General features: G+C 62.3%; 11 protein-coding genes. 9 read left to right on the forward strand and 2 right to left on the reverse strand.

The features are described from left to right. Positions 1-36: 36 nt before the first annotated feature. Positions 37-1,230 carry a M20 aminoacylase family protein gene (locus tag AC1ECK_RS19045; RefSeq protein ID WP_480321572.1) on the reverse strand — a complete coding sequence of 398 codons (1,194 nt, stop codon included), beginning with the start codon at positions 1,228-1,230 and terminating at the stop codon, positions 37-39. A gap of 170 nt (positions 1,231-1,400) precedes the next feature. Here AC1ECK_RS19045 and AC1ECK_RS19050 point away from each other — a divergent pair, with 170 nt between their 5' ends. Together AC1ECK_RS19050 and AC1ECK_RS19055 are read left to right on the forward strand one after the other, a co-directional pair. Then, positions 1,401-3,479 carry a molybdopterin-containing oxidoreductase family protein gene (locus AC1ECK_RS19050; protein ID WP_480321574.1) on the forward strand — a complete coding sequence of 693 codons (2,079 nt, stop codon included), beginning with the start codon at positions 1,401-1,403 and terminating at the stop codon, positions 3,477-3,479. A 158-nt stretch (positions 3,480-3,637) separates the two neighbouring features. Next, positions 3,638-5,311, forward strand: coding sequence for a long-chain-fatty-acid--CoA ligase (locus tag AC1ECK_RS19055; protein ID WP_480321576.1), 1,674 nt, complete (start codon positions 3,638-3,640; stop codon positions 5,309-5,311). Positions 5,312-5,660: 349 nt separating this feature from the next. Here the strand turns inward: AC1ECK_RS19055 and AC1ECK_RS19060 are convergent, their stop codons facing one another. After that, positions 5,661-6,857, reverse strand: coding sequence for a porin (locus AC1ECK_RS19060; protein ID WP_480321578.1), 1,197 nt, complete (start codon positions 6,855-6,857; stop codon positions 5,661-5,663). Positions 6,858-7,159: 302 nt separating this feature from the next. Here AC1ECK_RS19060 and coq7 point away from each other — a divergent pair, with 302 nt between their 5' ends. From coq7 to AC1ECK_RS19095, 7 genes are all read left to right on the forward strand, one after another. Further along, entirely contained in the window at positions 7,160-7,789 is a 630-nt protein-coding gene (gene coq7, locus AC1ECK_RS19065) for a 2-polyprenyl-3-methyl-6-methoxy-1,4-benzoquinone monooxygenase (protein WP_480321580.1), read from the forward strand. Between the two features lie 388 nt (positions 7,790-8,177). Then, the gene (gene mraZ / locus AC1ECK_RS19070) at positions 8,178-8,606 is read left to right on the forward strand and encodes a division/cell wall cluster transcriptional repressor MraZ (RefSeq protein WP_090686778.1); all 429 of its coding nucleotides are present in this window, start codon (positions 8,178-8,180) and stop codon (positions 8,604-8,606) included. A 15-nt stretch (positions 8,607-8,621) separates the two neighbouring features. Next, positions 8,622-9,575 (forward strand): 16S rRNA (cytosine(1402)-N(4))-methyltransferase RsmH, encoded by a 954-nt coding sequence (gene rsmH / locus AC1ECK_RS19075; protein ID WP_480321583.1) that lies wholly within the window; start codon positions 8,622-8,624, stop codon positions 9,573-9,575. Further along, on the forward strand, positions 9,572-9,928 hold the full coding sequence (gene ftsL, locus AC1ECK_RS19080) for a cell division protein FtsL (protein WP_480321585.1): 357 nt from the start codon (positions 9,572-9,574) through the stop codon (positions 9,926-9,928). Before rsmH ends, ftsL begins: the two co-directional genes overlap by 4 nt. Then, positions 9,925-11,793, forward strand: a complete 1,869-nt coding sequence (locus AC1ECK_RS19085) for a peptidoglycan D,D-transpeptidase FtsI family protein (RefSeq protein ID WP_480321587.1) — start codon at positions 9,925-9,927, stop codon at positions 11,791-11,793. The genes ftsL and AC1ECK_RS19085 overlap by 4 nt, the downstream gene beginning before the upstream one ends. Continuing rightward, entirely contained in the window at positions 11,790-13,349 is a 1,560-nt protein-coding gene (locus AC1ECK_RS19090; RefSeq protein WP_480321589.1) for a UDP-N-acetylmuramoyl-L-alanyl-D-glutamate--2,6-diaminopimelate ligase, read from the forward strand. The genes AC1ECK_RS19085 and AC1ECK_RS19090 overlap by 4 nt, the downstream gene beginning before the upstream one ends. Continuing rightward, positions 13,346-14,770, forward strand: a complete 1,425-nt coding sequence (locus AC1ECK_RS19095; RefSeq protein WP_480321591.1) for a UDP-N-acetylmuramoyl-tripeptide--D-alanyl-D-alanine ligase — start codon at positions 13,346-13,348, stop codon at positions 14,768-14,770. Before AC1ECK_RS19090 ends, AC1ECK_RS19095 begins: the two co-directional genes overlap by 4 nt. Positions 14,771-14,778 lie beyond the last annotated feature (8 nt).

The raw sequence follows: 14,778 nt of genomic DNA on the forward strand, positions 1-14,778 counted from the left end.
CTCCCGCCCCGCGTTTACCAACACGACCGAGACAGGCTATGCCTGCGCGAGGAAACGCTGCGCCAATCTGACCCAATACGTCGATCCAATCGGCAAAAGCTCATCGTTGAAGTCGTAACTCGCGTTATGCAGCATGCACGGGCCTGCACCGTGCCCAGCATCTCGATGCCCACCCTCGCCATTCCCGAGAAAGGCATAACAACCGGGTTTCGCCAGCAGCATGAACGAAAAGTCTTCGGCGCCCATCGTGGGTTCAACGGCCTCGTCGACGTTTTCCGCGCCCACGACCTCTTTCATGACGGAAGCGGCAAAACGCGTCTCTTCACCGCTATTCACGGTCGGCGGATAGTTACGATGGAAAACGACATCCACCGAGCAGTCATATGCAGCGGCGGTATTCTCCGCAATCTTGCGCATACGTGTCTCGATCAGATCGAGCGTTTCAGTGGTGAATGTGCGGACAGTGCCTGCCATCCACGCCTCGTCTGGAACCACGTTCACCGCATCGCCGGCGTGAATCTGCGTGATCGACAGCACCGCGGTATCGAGCGGTTTCTTGTTGCGCGTAATAATGCTTTGGAGCCCACCGGCGATCTGCACCGCCGTGAACACCGGATCGCGTCCGTTGTGAGGCAGCGCAGCGTGCGAACCTACGCCTTTGATTTTGATGCGAAATTCGTTACTCGACGCCATGATCGGGCCTTCGGTTACGCCAAAATGCCCTGCTGGCATACCCGGCCAGTTGTGAATGCCGAAGACTGCATCGACCGGAAAGCGGGTGAACAGTCCGTCGTCGATCATTGCCTGTGCGCCCGCGCCACCTTCTTCCGCCGGTTGGAAAATGAAGACGATCGTGCCGTCGAACTCGCCGCGCTTCGCCAGGTGCCGTGCCGCGCCCAGCAGCATCGCCGTATGGCCGTCGTGACCGCAGGCGTGCATCTTGCCTTCATGGCGCGAGCGATGCTCGAAGCTGTTGAGCTCGTGAATCGGAAGGGCGTCCATGTCGGCCCTCAAGCCGATCGAGCGCGCACTGCTGCCACACTTCAGAATGCCCACGACCCCGGTTTTACCGAGCCCACGATGCACTTCGATACCCCAGTCACTCAAGCTCTTCGCGACCAGATCGGAGGTCTGGGTTTCTTCATAGCGCAGCTCTGGGTGTGCGTGAATCGTTCGTCGGAGGGTTTGTATTTCGCCGTGAGCGGCCTGGATTTCGGGGATCAGTTTCATGATGGGGTGTACTTCGCTGTGCAGTGAGTTGCTCGAGGCATCTTTGCCCGGGCTCGGTAATAATCAATTCTACGCCCCCCGGCATTTTTGGCGACACGGTCGCGTGCAGGTGATTGGGGAAGTAATAAAATCGCATTTCGCGACAAATCGCCCTTTCCCGGATCGCCTCAATGAATGCCCCAACTGAATTTGCCCGCGCAGTTTGCCCGCACGACTGCCCGGACACCTGTGCGATGCGTGTAACCATCGAGAACGGACGGGCGGTCAAGGTGGCAGGCGATCCTGATCATCCACCGACCCAAGGTGCGTTGTGCACCAAGGTCAGCCGATATGCCGAGCGCGTTCATCATCCGCGCCGGCTGACTACGCCGATGCGTCGCGTCGGCGCAAAGGGCGAGGGCCGTTTCGAGCCAATCGGCTGGGATGAAGCGCTGCAGTTAGCGGCGACGCGCCTGGCGGAGATCGCAGCGCGTGCGCCCGAGGCGATCGTCCCATACAGCTATGCGGGCACGATGGGTCTGGTGCAAGGCGATAGCATCGCCCAACGGTTCTTCCACAAGCTGGGCGCGTCCCGACTCGACCGCACGATTTGTGCGGCAGCTGGCGCCGCCGGACTCAAATACACCTATGGTGCGAGTCTCGGCATGCTGACGGAGTTTTTCGCCGAAAGCGAGCTCATCCTGATCTGGGGGGCGAATCCGATCGCGTCGAATTTGCATTTCTGGACCCGGGCCCAGGAGGCCAAACGTCACGGCGCGCGCCTTATCGCGATCGACCCGTATCGTTCGTTGACGGCGGAAAAGTGCCATCAGCATATCGCGCTCAAGCCAGGCACCGACGGGGCACTCGCGCTCGGGATGATGAACGTGCTGATCACCGAAGATCTGCTCGATCATGCCTATATTGCCGACCATACGCTGGGTTTTGAGGCATTGAAGGCTCGGGCGCTGACGTATACACCCGCTCGCGTCGCGCAAATCTGCGGAATCGACGAACAAACGATTGTCGATCTTGCCCGCCTCTACGGCACAACCCGCAAGGCCGCGATTCGCATGAATTACGGCTTGCAGCGAGTGCGCGGCGGCGGCAACGCAGTGCGTGCGATCGCCTGTCTGCCCTCGCTGACCGGCGCCTGGCGCGAACGGTCCGGCGGAGCCTTGCTTTCCTCCTCGGGGTGGACGCCGGTTGATTCTCACGCCTTGCAACGTCCCGATCTGATTCCCGGATGGCCGGCCATGGAGCCGCGCGTCATTAACATGAACGCAATCGGCGACGCCTTGCTGCATCCTGGCGACGCGCAATTCGGTCCCAAGGTCGAGGCGGTGATCGTCTATAACTCGAATCCTGTCGCAGTTGCGCCGGACTCGGAGCGGGTTGCTGCGGGCTTTGCGCGAGAGGACCTGTTCACGATCGTCCTTGAACATTTCCAGACCGATACCGCAGACTACGCCGACCTGTTGCTGCCCGCGACCACCCAGCTCGAGCACCTTGACCTGCACAAATCCTACGGCCACACACACGTGATGGTGAACCTCCCGGCTATCCAGCCGGTGGGGCAGGCACGGCCCAACACCGAAATTTTCCGTGGCATCGCCCGCCATATGAACCTTCAAGAGCCCGCATTGTTCGAGAGCGACGAGACCGTGGCGGCGCACGCGTTACATTGGAACGACGCGGTTTATGGCGGTACCGACTGGGAATCGTTAAAGCGCAGCGGATGGGTGAAACTCGATCTCCCCGACGCCCCGTTTGCCGAAGGGAGATTCCGCACGCCCTCGGGCAAGTGTGAGTTTTTCAGCGAGCGTCTGGCGCAGCAGGGGCTCGATCCGCTGCCCGACTATTTGCCGCCTTACGAGTCCGCCGACGGCGACCCGGAACTCGCAGCCCGTTATCCATTAGCGATGATTTCGCCGCCGGCCCGTAACTTCCTGAACAGCACGTTCGTCAACGTCGAAAGTTTGCGCTCGACGGAAGGCGAACCTCATCTCGACATTCATCCCGCCGATGCGCAGCTTCGTGACGTGATGGACGGCGATCTTGTCCGTATCTTTAACGATCGCGGTTCGATGCAGGCACGCGCGCGCGTCACCGACAAGGCGCGCGAAGGTCTCGTGGTTGGCTTGTCCATCTGGTGGAAGAAACTTGCGCCCGACGGTCGCAATGCGAACCAGGTGACGAGCCAGGCGCTGACCGACCTGGGCGGCTCGGCTACTTTTTATGACTGCCTCGTCGAAGTCGAGCGCATTTGAAACCCCCGCTCACTTACCGCGCAGACCGCGCGCCATCCAGTGCGAACCGCGTTCGAGGGGGGCGTCTAACCCATGCCCATTTCGCGGATAGTGGAGTGAGTCGCATGCTACGATGCGTTTTTAGCACGACCATTCGAAAATAAAGGAGGAGACGCCGCATGGAAAAAATCTGGCTGAAATCATATCCGCCCGGCGTTCCAGCAGAGATCGATACGAGTCAGTACTCGTCCGTTGCAGACCTGTTCGAAGAAAGCTTCCGTGAATATCGCGCCAAGCCGGCGTTCGTCTGCATGGGCAAGCAGATCACGTATGGTGGGCTCGACACCTTGTCGCGCAAGCTCGCGGCCTGGTTCCAGTCGAAGGGCCTTGCACGCGGCGCTCGCATCGCCATCATGATGCCAAACGTGCTGCAGTATCCGGTCGCGATTGCGGCGATTCTGCGTGCCGGCTACGTGGTGGTGAACGTGAACCCGCTGTACACACCGCGCGAGCTCGAACATCAGCTCAAGGACAGCGGCGCCGAAGCGATCATCCTGCTCGAGAATTTCGCGGTGACGCTGCAGGCGGTCGTGCGCAATACGGCGATCAAGCACGTGATCGTCGCCGCAATGGGCGATCTGATGGGCGCGAAAGGGCTCATCGTCAACTTCGTCGTGCGCCGCGTGAAAAAGATGGTGCCGGCGTGGAGCTTGCCCGGCCACATCAAGTTCAACGCCGCGATTGCTGAAGGTGTGCATCACGAATTCAGGCCGGTCAAGCAAGGACCGGAGGACGTGGCGTTCCTGCAGTATACGGGCGGCACGACCGGCGTTGCGAAAGGCGCAACCCTGACGCATCGCAATTTGATCGCCAACGTCTTGCAGTCGCAAATATGGCTTGATCCGGCTCGCGCGGGACGAGGCGACATCGACCAGTTCATCACGGTTGTCGCGCTGCCGCTGTATCACATCTTCGCGTTGACGGTTTGCGGCCTGCTGACCGTTCGCACCGGTGGTCTCGGCGTATTGATTCCGAACCCGCGCGACATCGGCGGCATGATCAAGGAACTGCAGGGTTACGCGATCACCACCATTCCCGCGGTCAACACGCTCTATAACGCGATGCTCAACCATCCTGATTTCGACAAGCTCAACTTCTCGAATCTGCTTGTCGCGAACGGCGGCGGGATGGCGGTGCAGGAAGCGGTGGCCAAGCGCTGGTATGAAAAGACCCATACCCCGATCGTCGAAGGTTACGGGATGTCCGAGACTTCGCCGTGCGTGACCTGCAACCCGGTGACAGTCACCTCATACAGCGGTACGATCGGCCTGCCGCTGCCGTCGACCGAAATCTCGATTCGCGACGACGACAACAACGAGGTGCCGCTCGGCCAGCCAGGCGAAATCTGCATTCGCGGTCCGCAGGTGATGGCCGGCTACTGGAACCGGCCGGATGAAACCGCCAAGGTGATGACGCCGGATGGCTTCTTCAAGTCGGGCGACGTCGGCATTGTGAGCGACGCTGGATATGTAAAGATTGTCGATCGCAAGAAGGACATGATTCTGGTGTCCGGCTTCAACGTGTATCCGAACGAGGTCGAGGATGTGGTTGCCAAGCTGCCGGGCGTGTTCGAAGTCGCGGCGGTCGGCGTGCCTGACCAGCATTCGGGCGAAGCGGTGAAGCTCTTCGTGGTCAAGAAGGATCAGGCGCTGACCGATGCGGACATCTTCGCGTTTTGCAAGGAGCAGCTCACCGGTTACAAGCGGCCCAAGATTATCGAGTTTCGCACCGAACTGCCAAAGAGCAACGTTGGCAAGATCTTGCGACGGGAATTGCGCGACGGCCGGGTGTAGCTCGAGCCCGCCCTTGCGGGAACATCGGGTTGATTGACGTAGCTGCCAGGTTGATAGCGGCGAAGCCGAATTAGTCGCGTGAGGCCCACGCTGAGTCGCCTGGCTGCGAGCCGCCGCAAGTAAGGTTCCGCCAAGCCGGAGCGATCTGTAAAAAAGCCCAACAGGATCACGCCTGTTGGGCTTTTTGTCGTTTTGCGGTCCGGATTCGGGCTGCGGGCCGAGCACCGTGGAGCCGGGTCGCCGGTTCTGGGCAGCCGTCGCACGTGCCACTCACGCGGCAGCCAAAGGCTACAGCCAAGAAAAAAGCGCCCGAAGGCGCCTTTGAGGCGTACTGCTTTATTACGACTTATTAGAACTTGTGACGGATACCGATGCGAGCCGTGAACTGGTTCTGGTTCGACGAAGCCGACAGGCCGTTGATGTCTGCCGTTGCTGCGACCGTAGCGCCCGACGAATTCAGCGTTTCGCCCAAAGCATGTTGATACACACCCGTCAGGTACACGTCGGTGCGCTTGGACAGGAAGTAGTCCACGCCCAGTGCGCCTTGGTGGTACTGAGCACGCGAGGCGTTACCGATCTGGACGCCGCGCGTGTAGTCATATGCAGCGCCGATCAGCAGTGCCGGGGTCAACTGATACTTGAAGTTGAGTTCCGCATTGTTGAACGTAGCCGACTGGCCAGTGTACGGCGACGAGAACGTCTTGCCCAGGTTGCCGAAACGGATGTTCGAGTACGTTGCGCCGATCGTTGCTGCGCCGAACGTGTATGCACCACCCGCACCGATCACCTGGTACGTGTTAGCCGATGCGAAGCCGCTGTAAACCGTCGAAGTCACTGCATAGTTAGCAGCTGCCGTAGCCGTCTTCGGCGTGTTGGTTGCGATCGTGCCGCCGTCGTTGAACAGGCCGCCCGACGCTGCCGGGGTGCGTGCGTTCAGGTAACCGACGCCGAGAATGAGAGGACCGTTGTTGTAGCCAGCGCCCAACGACCAGATCTGGTTCGACGAGATGTTGCCCGCGATGCCACCGAAGCTATACGTGCCGCCGAACGTCAGGCCGTTGTAGTTCGCGCTCGTGTACTTGATGGTGTTGTTGGTGCGGTACGAGTTGTTGAAGTTGTCGATGTCGCCCGGGTGAGCGGCGATGTAGCCGCCCCACTGATCACCGACTTCCAGCGGGCCGACATAGTCAACCACGGAGTCGTACTGACGACCTGCGGTAACCGTGCCGTAGCCGCTCGACAGACCGACATAAGCTTGACGGCCGAACTCGAGACCGCCTTGATTCAGCTTGCCGGTGTTCTCGTCAAAACCGTTTTCCAGCACGAAGATTGCCTTCAGGCCACCGCCGAGGTCTTCAGTGCCACGCAGGCCCCAACGGCTACCTTGCAGTACACCAGCCGACAGGTTGTACAGGTGCTTGCCACCCGAGTTCGTGTTGACGTTGAAACCTTCGTCAATGATGCCGTACAAGGTCACGCTGCTCTGCGCATGAGCGACACCAGCAAACGCGCCCAATGCTGCGAGAGCGAGAAGCGACTTTTTCATCGAATGATCTCCAAGGAAATGCGAATTTTTTGTACAAGGCGAATATTTTTGGTGCTTCCGGGGCCTTGTTATCTAACTTCGCGAGAAGTTGCAGGTAATGTAACAAAAGGCATACCGTGCACAAAGAAAAAGCAGGTTGCTTCGAACGCTCCTGTTTCGTTTACGCAACATGGTCTAAAATTGAAAATTGGCCATGAAATCAGCCCTTAACCGGGGTTCCCGGCGCGCGATTTTGCACCGCAAACGCGCGCCACACGGAGCTTTGGGGGATCCGGGCTGGTGTGTCGAACCGGGAGGGCTGGATGGTTTTGGATGAATTGATTACCGAGCTGGATCGGGGTTTACGCTCGATGACGGGTGTGTCGCGGATGAGCCGTCCGGTGCCGGTGCCGCCTGGGTCGGCCGAGGCGCCGGAACTGTCGCCGGCGGAGCGCGAGCATGCGGCTGGCCTGATGCGGGTCAACCACGTCGGCGAGGTCTGCGCACAAGCGCTCTACCAGGCGCAAAAGCTCGCCACCCGTTCACCCACGCTGAAAGAGGCATTCGAGCATGCGGCCCGCGAAGAGGAAGATCACCTGGCGTGGACCGCGCGTCGTCTCGCAGCACTGGACTCACGGCCGAGCCTGCTGAATCCTCTGTGGTACGCGGGCGCCCTCGCAGTGGGTTTGGTAGCCGGCCGTTTTGGCGACCGGGTGAGCCTCGGCTTCATGGCGGAAACCGAACGTCAGGTCGAGCAGCATCTCGACGGCCATCTGGAGAAGCTGCCTGAGGCGGATCTCGAGTCGCGCGCCATCGTCGAACAGATGCGTGCTGATGAAGCCGCGCATGGCAAAGCCGCGCTTGACGCCGGCGGAGTCGAGCTGCCGTTTCCCGCGCGTGCGCTCATGCGCGCCGCGTCGAAAATCATGACCCGCACTGCTTACTACGTCTAATTGCTCCGAAGTGGGACGGCGCCGCGCGTGCCGTCCGCTTAATCGCCTCAAACCCTCCGCTGATTCGTCTGATCCCCCGCCGCAGATCGCTTAGATTCCACGCCTTTCGCCCGGACTTTTCACGTATCACCTTCACAAGTTGCACTAGTGCATTCATTTATAACGGTTTTCCGTTTTAGGTCTGACGTGAAGGAGTCGCGCTAAGTCCTTGTTCTAACAAACAAATTTCGTTAAAAATCCGCGCTTCTCCCTTGACCCCCGTTTGGCCTTCCTCTAAAGTGGGAGACAGTGTGAGAAAGTGTATTTTTGTGTGATTCCCGAGGGGTATTCGGGTAAATTTTCGAGAACAGGCGAGCGGCGCGTCGCGCCGTAACAGGGGAGAGCGGAAGTGTTCCAAGGGGCGTCGGCGCTGACACTCGATGCGAAGGGGCGGATGTCCGTCCCGGCTCGCTATCGGGATGCGCTGCAAGGACAGGCAGAGGGCCGGGTGACGATCACCAAGCACCCGGACGGCTGCCTGTTGCTGTTTCCGCGCCCGGAATGGGAAGTCTTCCGCACCAAGATCGCCGCCTTGCCGATGGACGCGCACTGGTGGCGCCGGATTTTCCTTGGCAATGCTTCGGATGTCGATCTTGACGGCGCCGGCCGCGTGCTGGTCTCTCCTGAATTGCGGATGGCGGCTTCGCTGGAAAAGGAAGTGATGTTGTTGGGTATGGGTAGTCACTTCGAGTTGTGGGATGCACAAACCTACGCAGCCAAGGAACAGGCGGCGATGGCGCAGGGCATGCCGGATGCGTTGAAGAATTTCACGTTCTGATCGCGGTTTACATATATGGCACCTGCGATGGGAAACGAATTGCAGCATCGCACGGTGCTGCTGGAAGAAGCGGTCGAGGCGTTGGTCAAGCGCCCGGACGGTGTTTATGTGGACGGCACGTTCGGGCGCGGCGGTCATAGCCGTGCGGTGTTGGGCAAGCTGGCTGAGTCGGGACGGCTGATCGCGTTCGACAAAGACCCGCTCGCCATCGCCACGGCCCAGAAGATCGTCGATCCGCGCTTTGAGATCGTGCACGAGAGTTTTGCTTCACTGCGCGACGCGATTGCGGAGCGCGGGGTAGGGCGGGTGTCGGGGGTGTTGCTGGATCTGGGCGTGTCGTCGCCGCAAGTCGACGATCCGGAGCGGGGCTTCAGTTTCCGCGCCGACGGCCCGCTCGACATGCGGATGGACCCGACGCGCGGCGAGTCTGCCGCTGACTGGCTGGCGCGGGCCACGGTGCAGGAACTGACGGAGGTAATACGAGATTATGGGGAAGAACGGTTTGCTTTTCAGATTGCAAAGGCGCTTGTTGCTCGCCGGGCAGAGTCCGACCGTCTTGGGCCTCTCGTCAGCACGGGCGAGCTTGCCCAAATCGTGGCTAACGTCGTCAAGACCCGTGAGAAGGGCAAGGATCCGGCAACCCGCACCTTTCAGGCTATACGGATTCACATCAATCAAGAGCTTGCGGAGCTGCAAGTCGTTTTAGAAGCAGCGTTAGCGCTGCTGGAGCAAGGGGGGCGGCTGGTGGTGATCAGCTTTCATTCGCTCGAGGATCGGATCGTCAAACGGTTCATGCAGGCGCACGCCAGTACGCCCGCGGTCGACCGTCGCCTGCCGATCCGTGCGGTCGATCTGCCCAGCCCGCCGCTCAAGATCATTGGCCGCGTGTTCGCGAGTGACGCAGAAGTCGCCGCCAACCCGCGCGCCCGTTCTGCTGTGATGCGCGTGGCGGAGCGTATCGCGCCATGAGCCGCCTCAATATCTTTCTGCTGATTGTTGTAATGGGTTGTGCATTGTCTGTAGTCAACGCCACAAATCAGCAGCGTCAGATCTTCATCCAGTTGCAGCGGGCGCAATCTCAGGAGCGCCAACTGCAGCAGGACTACTCGCAGCTTCAATATCAGCAGAGCGCGCTGTCGAAGACCTCGCGCATCGAGCAGATTGCGACGGATTCGCTGAAAATGCAGGCCGTTACGACCGGCCGCACCCAGTACCTGACGCTCGACCCGGGCGCCGCCACGGCTGAAGACGCCCCGGTGCCCACTTCGGCGCCGGTTCCGGCATCGACCCCGCTCACCAACCGTCATGGGGGCGCGCGATGAAAAAGACGTCGAGTCGCAAGAGCGTCCCGTTCGCCTCGAACCCGATTCTGTCTGTGCGCCTGCCGATGTGGCGCTCGAAGCTCGTCGTGTTCATGCTGTTCATGGCGTTCGTCGCGCTCGCCGGACGCGCCTTCTGGATTCAGGGTCCGGGCAACGCCTTCTATCAGAAGCAGGGCGAAAGCCGCTACCAGCGTACGCTGGAGTTGCCGGCTACGCGCGGCAAGATTCTCGACCGCAACGGTCTCGTGCTCGCCACGAGCTTGCCGGTGCGCGCCATCTGGGCGATTCCTGAAGCCGTGCCCGACGATCTCGGCGCAGACAAGCTGGCCGCGCTCGGCAAGCTGCTCGGTATGACGAATACGGAACTGCGCGCCAAGCTTTCCGAAGACAAGAACTTCGTCTATGTGAAACGCCAGGTGCCGGTCGACGTCGCCGCGCAGGTGGCGGCTCTCGACATTCCCGGTATCTATCAGCGTGACGAATACAAGCGCTTCTATCCGGAAGGCGAAATTGCAGCCCACCTGATCGGCTTCACCAACGTCGAGGACGAGGGCCAGGAAGGCGTCGAGCTCGGCGACCAGAAGCAGCTCGAGGGCATGCCGGGCATCCGCCGCGTCATCAAGGACCGGATGGGGCACATTATCGAGGACGTCGACGAACAGGTCGTGCCGCACAACGGCCAGGACGTGGATCTGGCGATCGACAGCAAGATCCAGTACATCGCGTATACGAACCTGAAAGCCGCGGTCGAAAAATTCAAGGCCAAGGCGGGCGCGGCCATGGTGATCGACGTGCGTACCGGCGAAGTGCTGGCGCTCGTCAATTATCCGACCTTCAACCCGAACGACCGCTCGCACCTGACCGGCGACCAGTTGCGCAACCGCGTGCTGACCGACGAGTTCGAGCCGGGCTCGATCATGAAGCCGTTTACGATCTCGCTCGCGCTCGATCTGCATCGCGTGGCGCCGACTACACTGGTAGACACGGGGCCGGGCCACTTTAGTCTCGATGGCGCGACGATCACCGACGACAGCGCGTTCGGCGTGCTGACGGTCGGCGGCGTGATTCAGAAATCGAGCAACATCGGCGCGACGAAGATCGCGATGACGCTCAAGCCCGAAGAGATGTGGAATATGTATACCAGCATCGGTCTTGGCCAGGCGCCGAAAATCGGCTTCCCCGGCGCGACCGCGGGGCATTTGCGGCCGTGGAAGAGCTGGCGCCGCATCGAGCAGGCGACGATGTCGTACGGCTACGGCCTGTCGGCCTCGCTGTTCCAGTTGGCGCGCGCGTACACCGCCATCGCTCACGACGGCGAAATCCTGCCGGTGACGATTTTCCGCAACCCGGGCGATCAGCCGGTCAACGGGCCGCAGATTTTCTCGCCGGTTACCGCCCGCGAAGTGCGCGCGATGCTCGAAACCGTGGTCGCGCCCGGCGGCACCTCGCCGGATGCGGCCGTGCCCGGTTACCGCGTAGGCGGCAAGAGCGGCACCGCGTACAAGCACGGCGCGCACGGCTACGACAAATCGAAGTACCGCGCTTCGTTCGTCGGTATGGCGCCGATGCCCAATCCGCGCATCGTGGTCGCCGTCTCGGTGGATGAGCCGACCGCCGGCAGCCACTTCGGCGGTCAGGTGTCGGGTCCCGTGTTCTCGGCAATCGCGGGCGACACGCTGCGCTCGCTCAATATCCCGCCGGACATGCCGGTCAAGCAGATGGTGGTATCGGATGATTCGGCGCCGGTCGCGCCCGCCGCTCCGACCCTGCCGCCGGCGGCCGCCAGGAAACTGGCTACAGGTGGCGGCGCCAAAAAATTGACCATCGCGGCCAACGCGAAAAGCCATCCGGGAGTCGTTCGATGAGTGCGCTACGTTCGAAGCATCCAGCGCACCGGCAAATCGCCGACGCACTCACCTGGCTGCGCGCTCGCGTGCAGCCAGGCGCTCATCTGCACGCCGATACGCGCTCGCTCGCGGCGGGTGACGTGTTTCTCGCCTATGCCGTCGACGGTGCCGATAACCGCCCGTTTATCGACAGCGCGATCGAACGCGGCGCGGCCGCGGTGCTGTTCCAGCCTGAAAATTTCACGGGCTCGCCGGATCCCGCAATGGCGCTCGCCGTGCCCGCGCTGAACGAGCTGGCGGGTTCGATCGCCAGTAGCTGGTACGGCGACCCGAGCGACGCGATGCGGATGGTTGGCGTCACGGGCACCAATGGCAAGACCTCGTGCAGCCAGTGGATTGCCGCCGCGCTGAGCGCGCTCGGTACGCCCTGCGCGATCATCGGCACGCTCGGCAGCGGCATGCCTGGTCACCTTGTGCACACCGGCTTCACGACGCCGGACGCGCCGCAATTGCAGCGCAGTCTCGCGCAGCTACACGATGCGGGCGCGAGAGCAGTGGCGATGGAAGTGTCGTCGCATGCGCTGCACCAGGGACGCGTGAACGGCACGGCGTTCGAGATCGCCGTGTTCACCAATCTCACCCAGGACCACCTCGACTACCACGGCACCTTCGCCGCGTACGAGGCCGCCAAGGCGCGCCTGTTCGCATGGCCGGAACTGCGTTGCGCGGTGATCAATCACGACGACCCAGCCGGGCAGCGACTGCTTGCCAGCACCCAGGGCCATGCCCGCACCATCGCCTACGGTCTCGGCACACGCACCGAGGCGCCGGACACCGCCGCGCCGCAAGCCGACGCCTGGCTGCACGCAACCGATGTGCGCGCGACCGCCACCGGCACGGCGTTTTATCTGACCACTTCCGACTGGGGCGACGCCGAAGTCGAAGTCCAGACGCTTGGCGCCTTCAACGTCAGCAACCTGCTGGGCGTGCTCGGCGCGCTGCTCGCCGCCGACGTGCCGTTCGACGCGGCGCTGGCCGAACTGGCGAAGCTCGAGCCGGTCAACGGCCGCATGCAACGCCTGGGCGGCCGCTTGCAGAACGACGAACCGCTCGTCGTGATCGACTACGCTCACACGCCGGACGCGCTGGAAAAGACTCTCCTGGCGCTGCGTCCAATGGCGGAGGCACGCGGCGGCGAGCTGATCTGCATGTTCGGCTGCGGCGGCGATCGCGATGCGACCAAGCGTCCGCTGATGGGGGCAATTGCGGAAAAACTGGCGGACAGCGTGGTCGTGACGAGCGACAACCCGCGCAGCGAAGACCCGCAGAAGATTCTCGACCAGATTGCCGCCGGCATGAAAGACGCATCGAAGGTCCGCCGCATTGAAGATCGCGCGAGCGCCATCCTGCAGGCGATCCGCAGCGCGGCGCGTGAAGACGTGATCGTACTGGCCGGCAAGGGGCACGAAGCAACCCAGGAAATCATGGGCAAGAAACGCGCTTTCTCCGACCAGGATCACGCACGTCTGGCGCTGGCCGCCCGTGCGACGCACGCTCGCGGAGGTGGCGAATGACGATGTTTTCCCTGCGCGAAGCCGCCGCGCTGATTCCGGGCGCGACCGTTTTGGGCGACGACAGCGTCGGGTTCGAGCGCGTCTCGACCGATAGCCGCAACGCCGGCCCGGGCGATCTGTTCGTGGCGCTCAAAGGTGAGCGTTTCGACGCGCACGACTTCCTGCCCGAGGTGGCCACCCGCAACATCGCAGCGGCACTGGTCACGCGCTTGCCGGCTGACTGGCAAGTGCCCGCCTTGAAGGTGGCCGACACGCGGGCCGCACTCGGCGCGCTCGCACGCGGCTGGCGCCGCCGCTTCGCGATGCCGCTCGTCGCCGTGACGGGCAGCAACGGCAAGACGACGGTCAAGGAAATGATCGCGTCGATCTTTGCCGCGGCGGTCGGTGCGGACGCCCGGCTGGCTACCGCCGGCAACTTCAACAACGACATCGGTCTGCCGTTGACGCTGTTCCGTCTCACCGCCGCGCATCAGCTTGCGGTGGTCGAGCTGGGCATGAATCATCCCGGCGAAACCGCGTTGCTCGGCAAGATCGCCGAGCCGACGGTGGCCGTGGTGAACAACGCGCAGCGCGAACACCAGGAATTCATGGCGACCGTGGAAGCCGTCGCGCTGGAACACGCGAGCGTGATCCACGCGCTGTCACCGGACGGTGTCGCGGTGTTTCCGGCTGACGACGCCTACGCAGGCATCTGGCGCGTCGCGGCAACCGGCAACCGCATCGTCGACTTCGCACTGAATGCCGCGGACCGCGTGACCGAAGCCGCCGTGACGGGCACCTTCACCGGCAACCTGCTGAGCATCGATACGCCGCAAGGCCATCTCGATGTCACGCTGCAGGTGCTCGGCGACCACAACGCGCACAACGCGCTGGCGGCCACTTCGGCCGCGCTCGCCGCCGGCGTGTCGTTCGACGCCATCCGGCGCGGCCTCGAATCGTTCGGTGCGGTGAAAGGCCGTCTGCAGGTCAAGCGCGCGGTGCTCGGCGCGCTTGCCGGCGCCACGGTGATCGACGACACCTACAACGCCAATCCCGATTCGATGCGTGCCGCGATCGACGTGCTCGCCTCCCGGCCGTCCCCGCGCGTGCTGGTGATGGGCGACATGGGCGAAGTCGGCGACAACGGTCCGGCGTTTCACCGCGAAATCGGTGCCTACGCCAAAGAGCGCGGCATCGACGCGCTGTACGCGCTCGGCGATGCGTCGCGCGATGCCTGCACCGCCTATGGCGCGGACGCGCATCACGTCGACGACGTCGCCACGCTCGTCGCACAACTGCTGCAGGCCGTGCCGTTATCCGGAAACGGCGCTGCGGCAACGCTTCTCGTGAAAGGCTCGCGCTTCATGAAAATGGAACGCGTGGTGGACGCCGTAACGAGTCCACAACCCATCGCACCGGGCGCAGCGCCCGGCGCACATTGAAATAGAAG

Source organism: Paraburkholderia sp. SSBN10T (assembly GCF_056619545.1).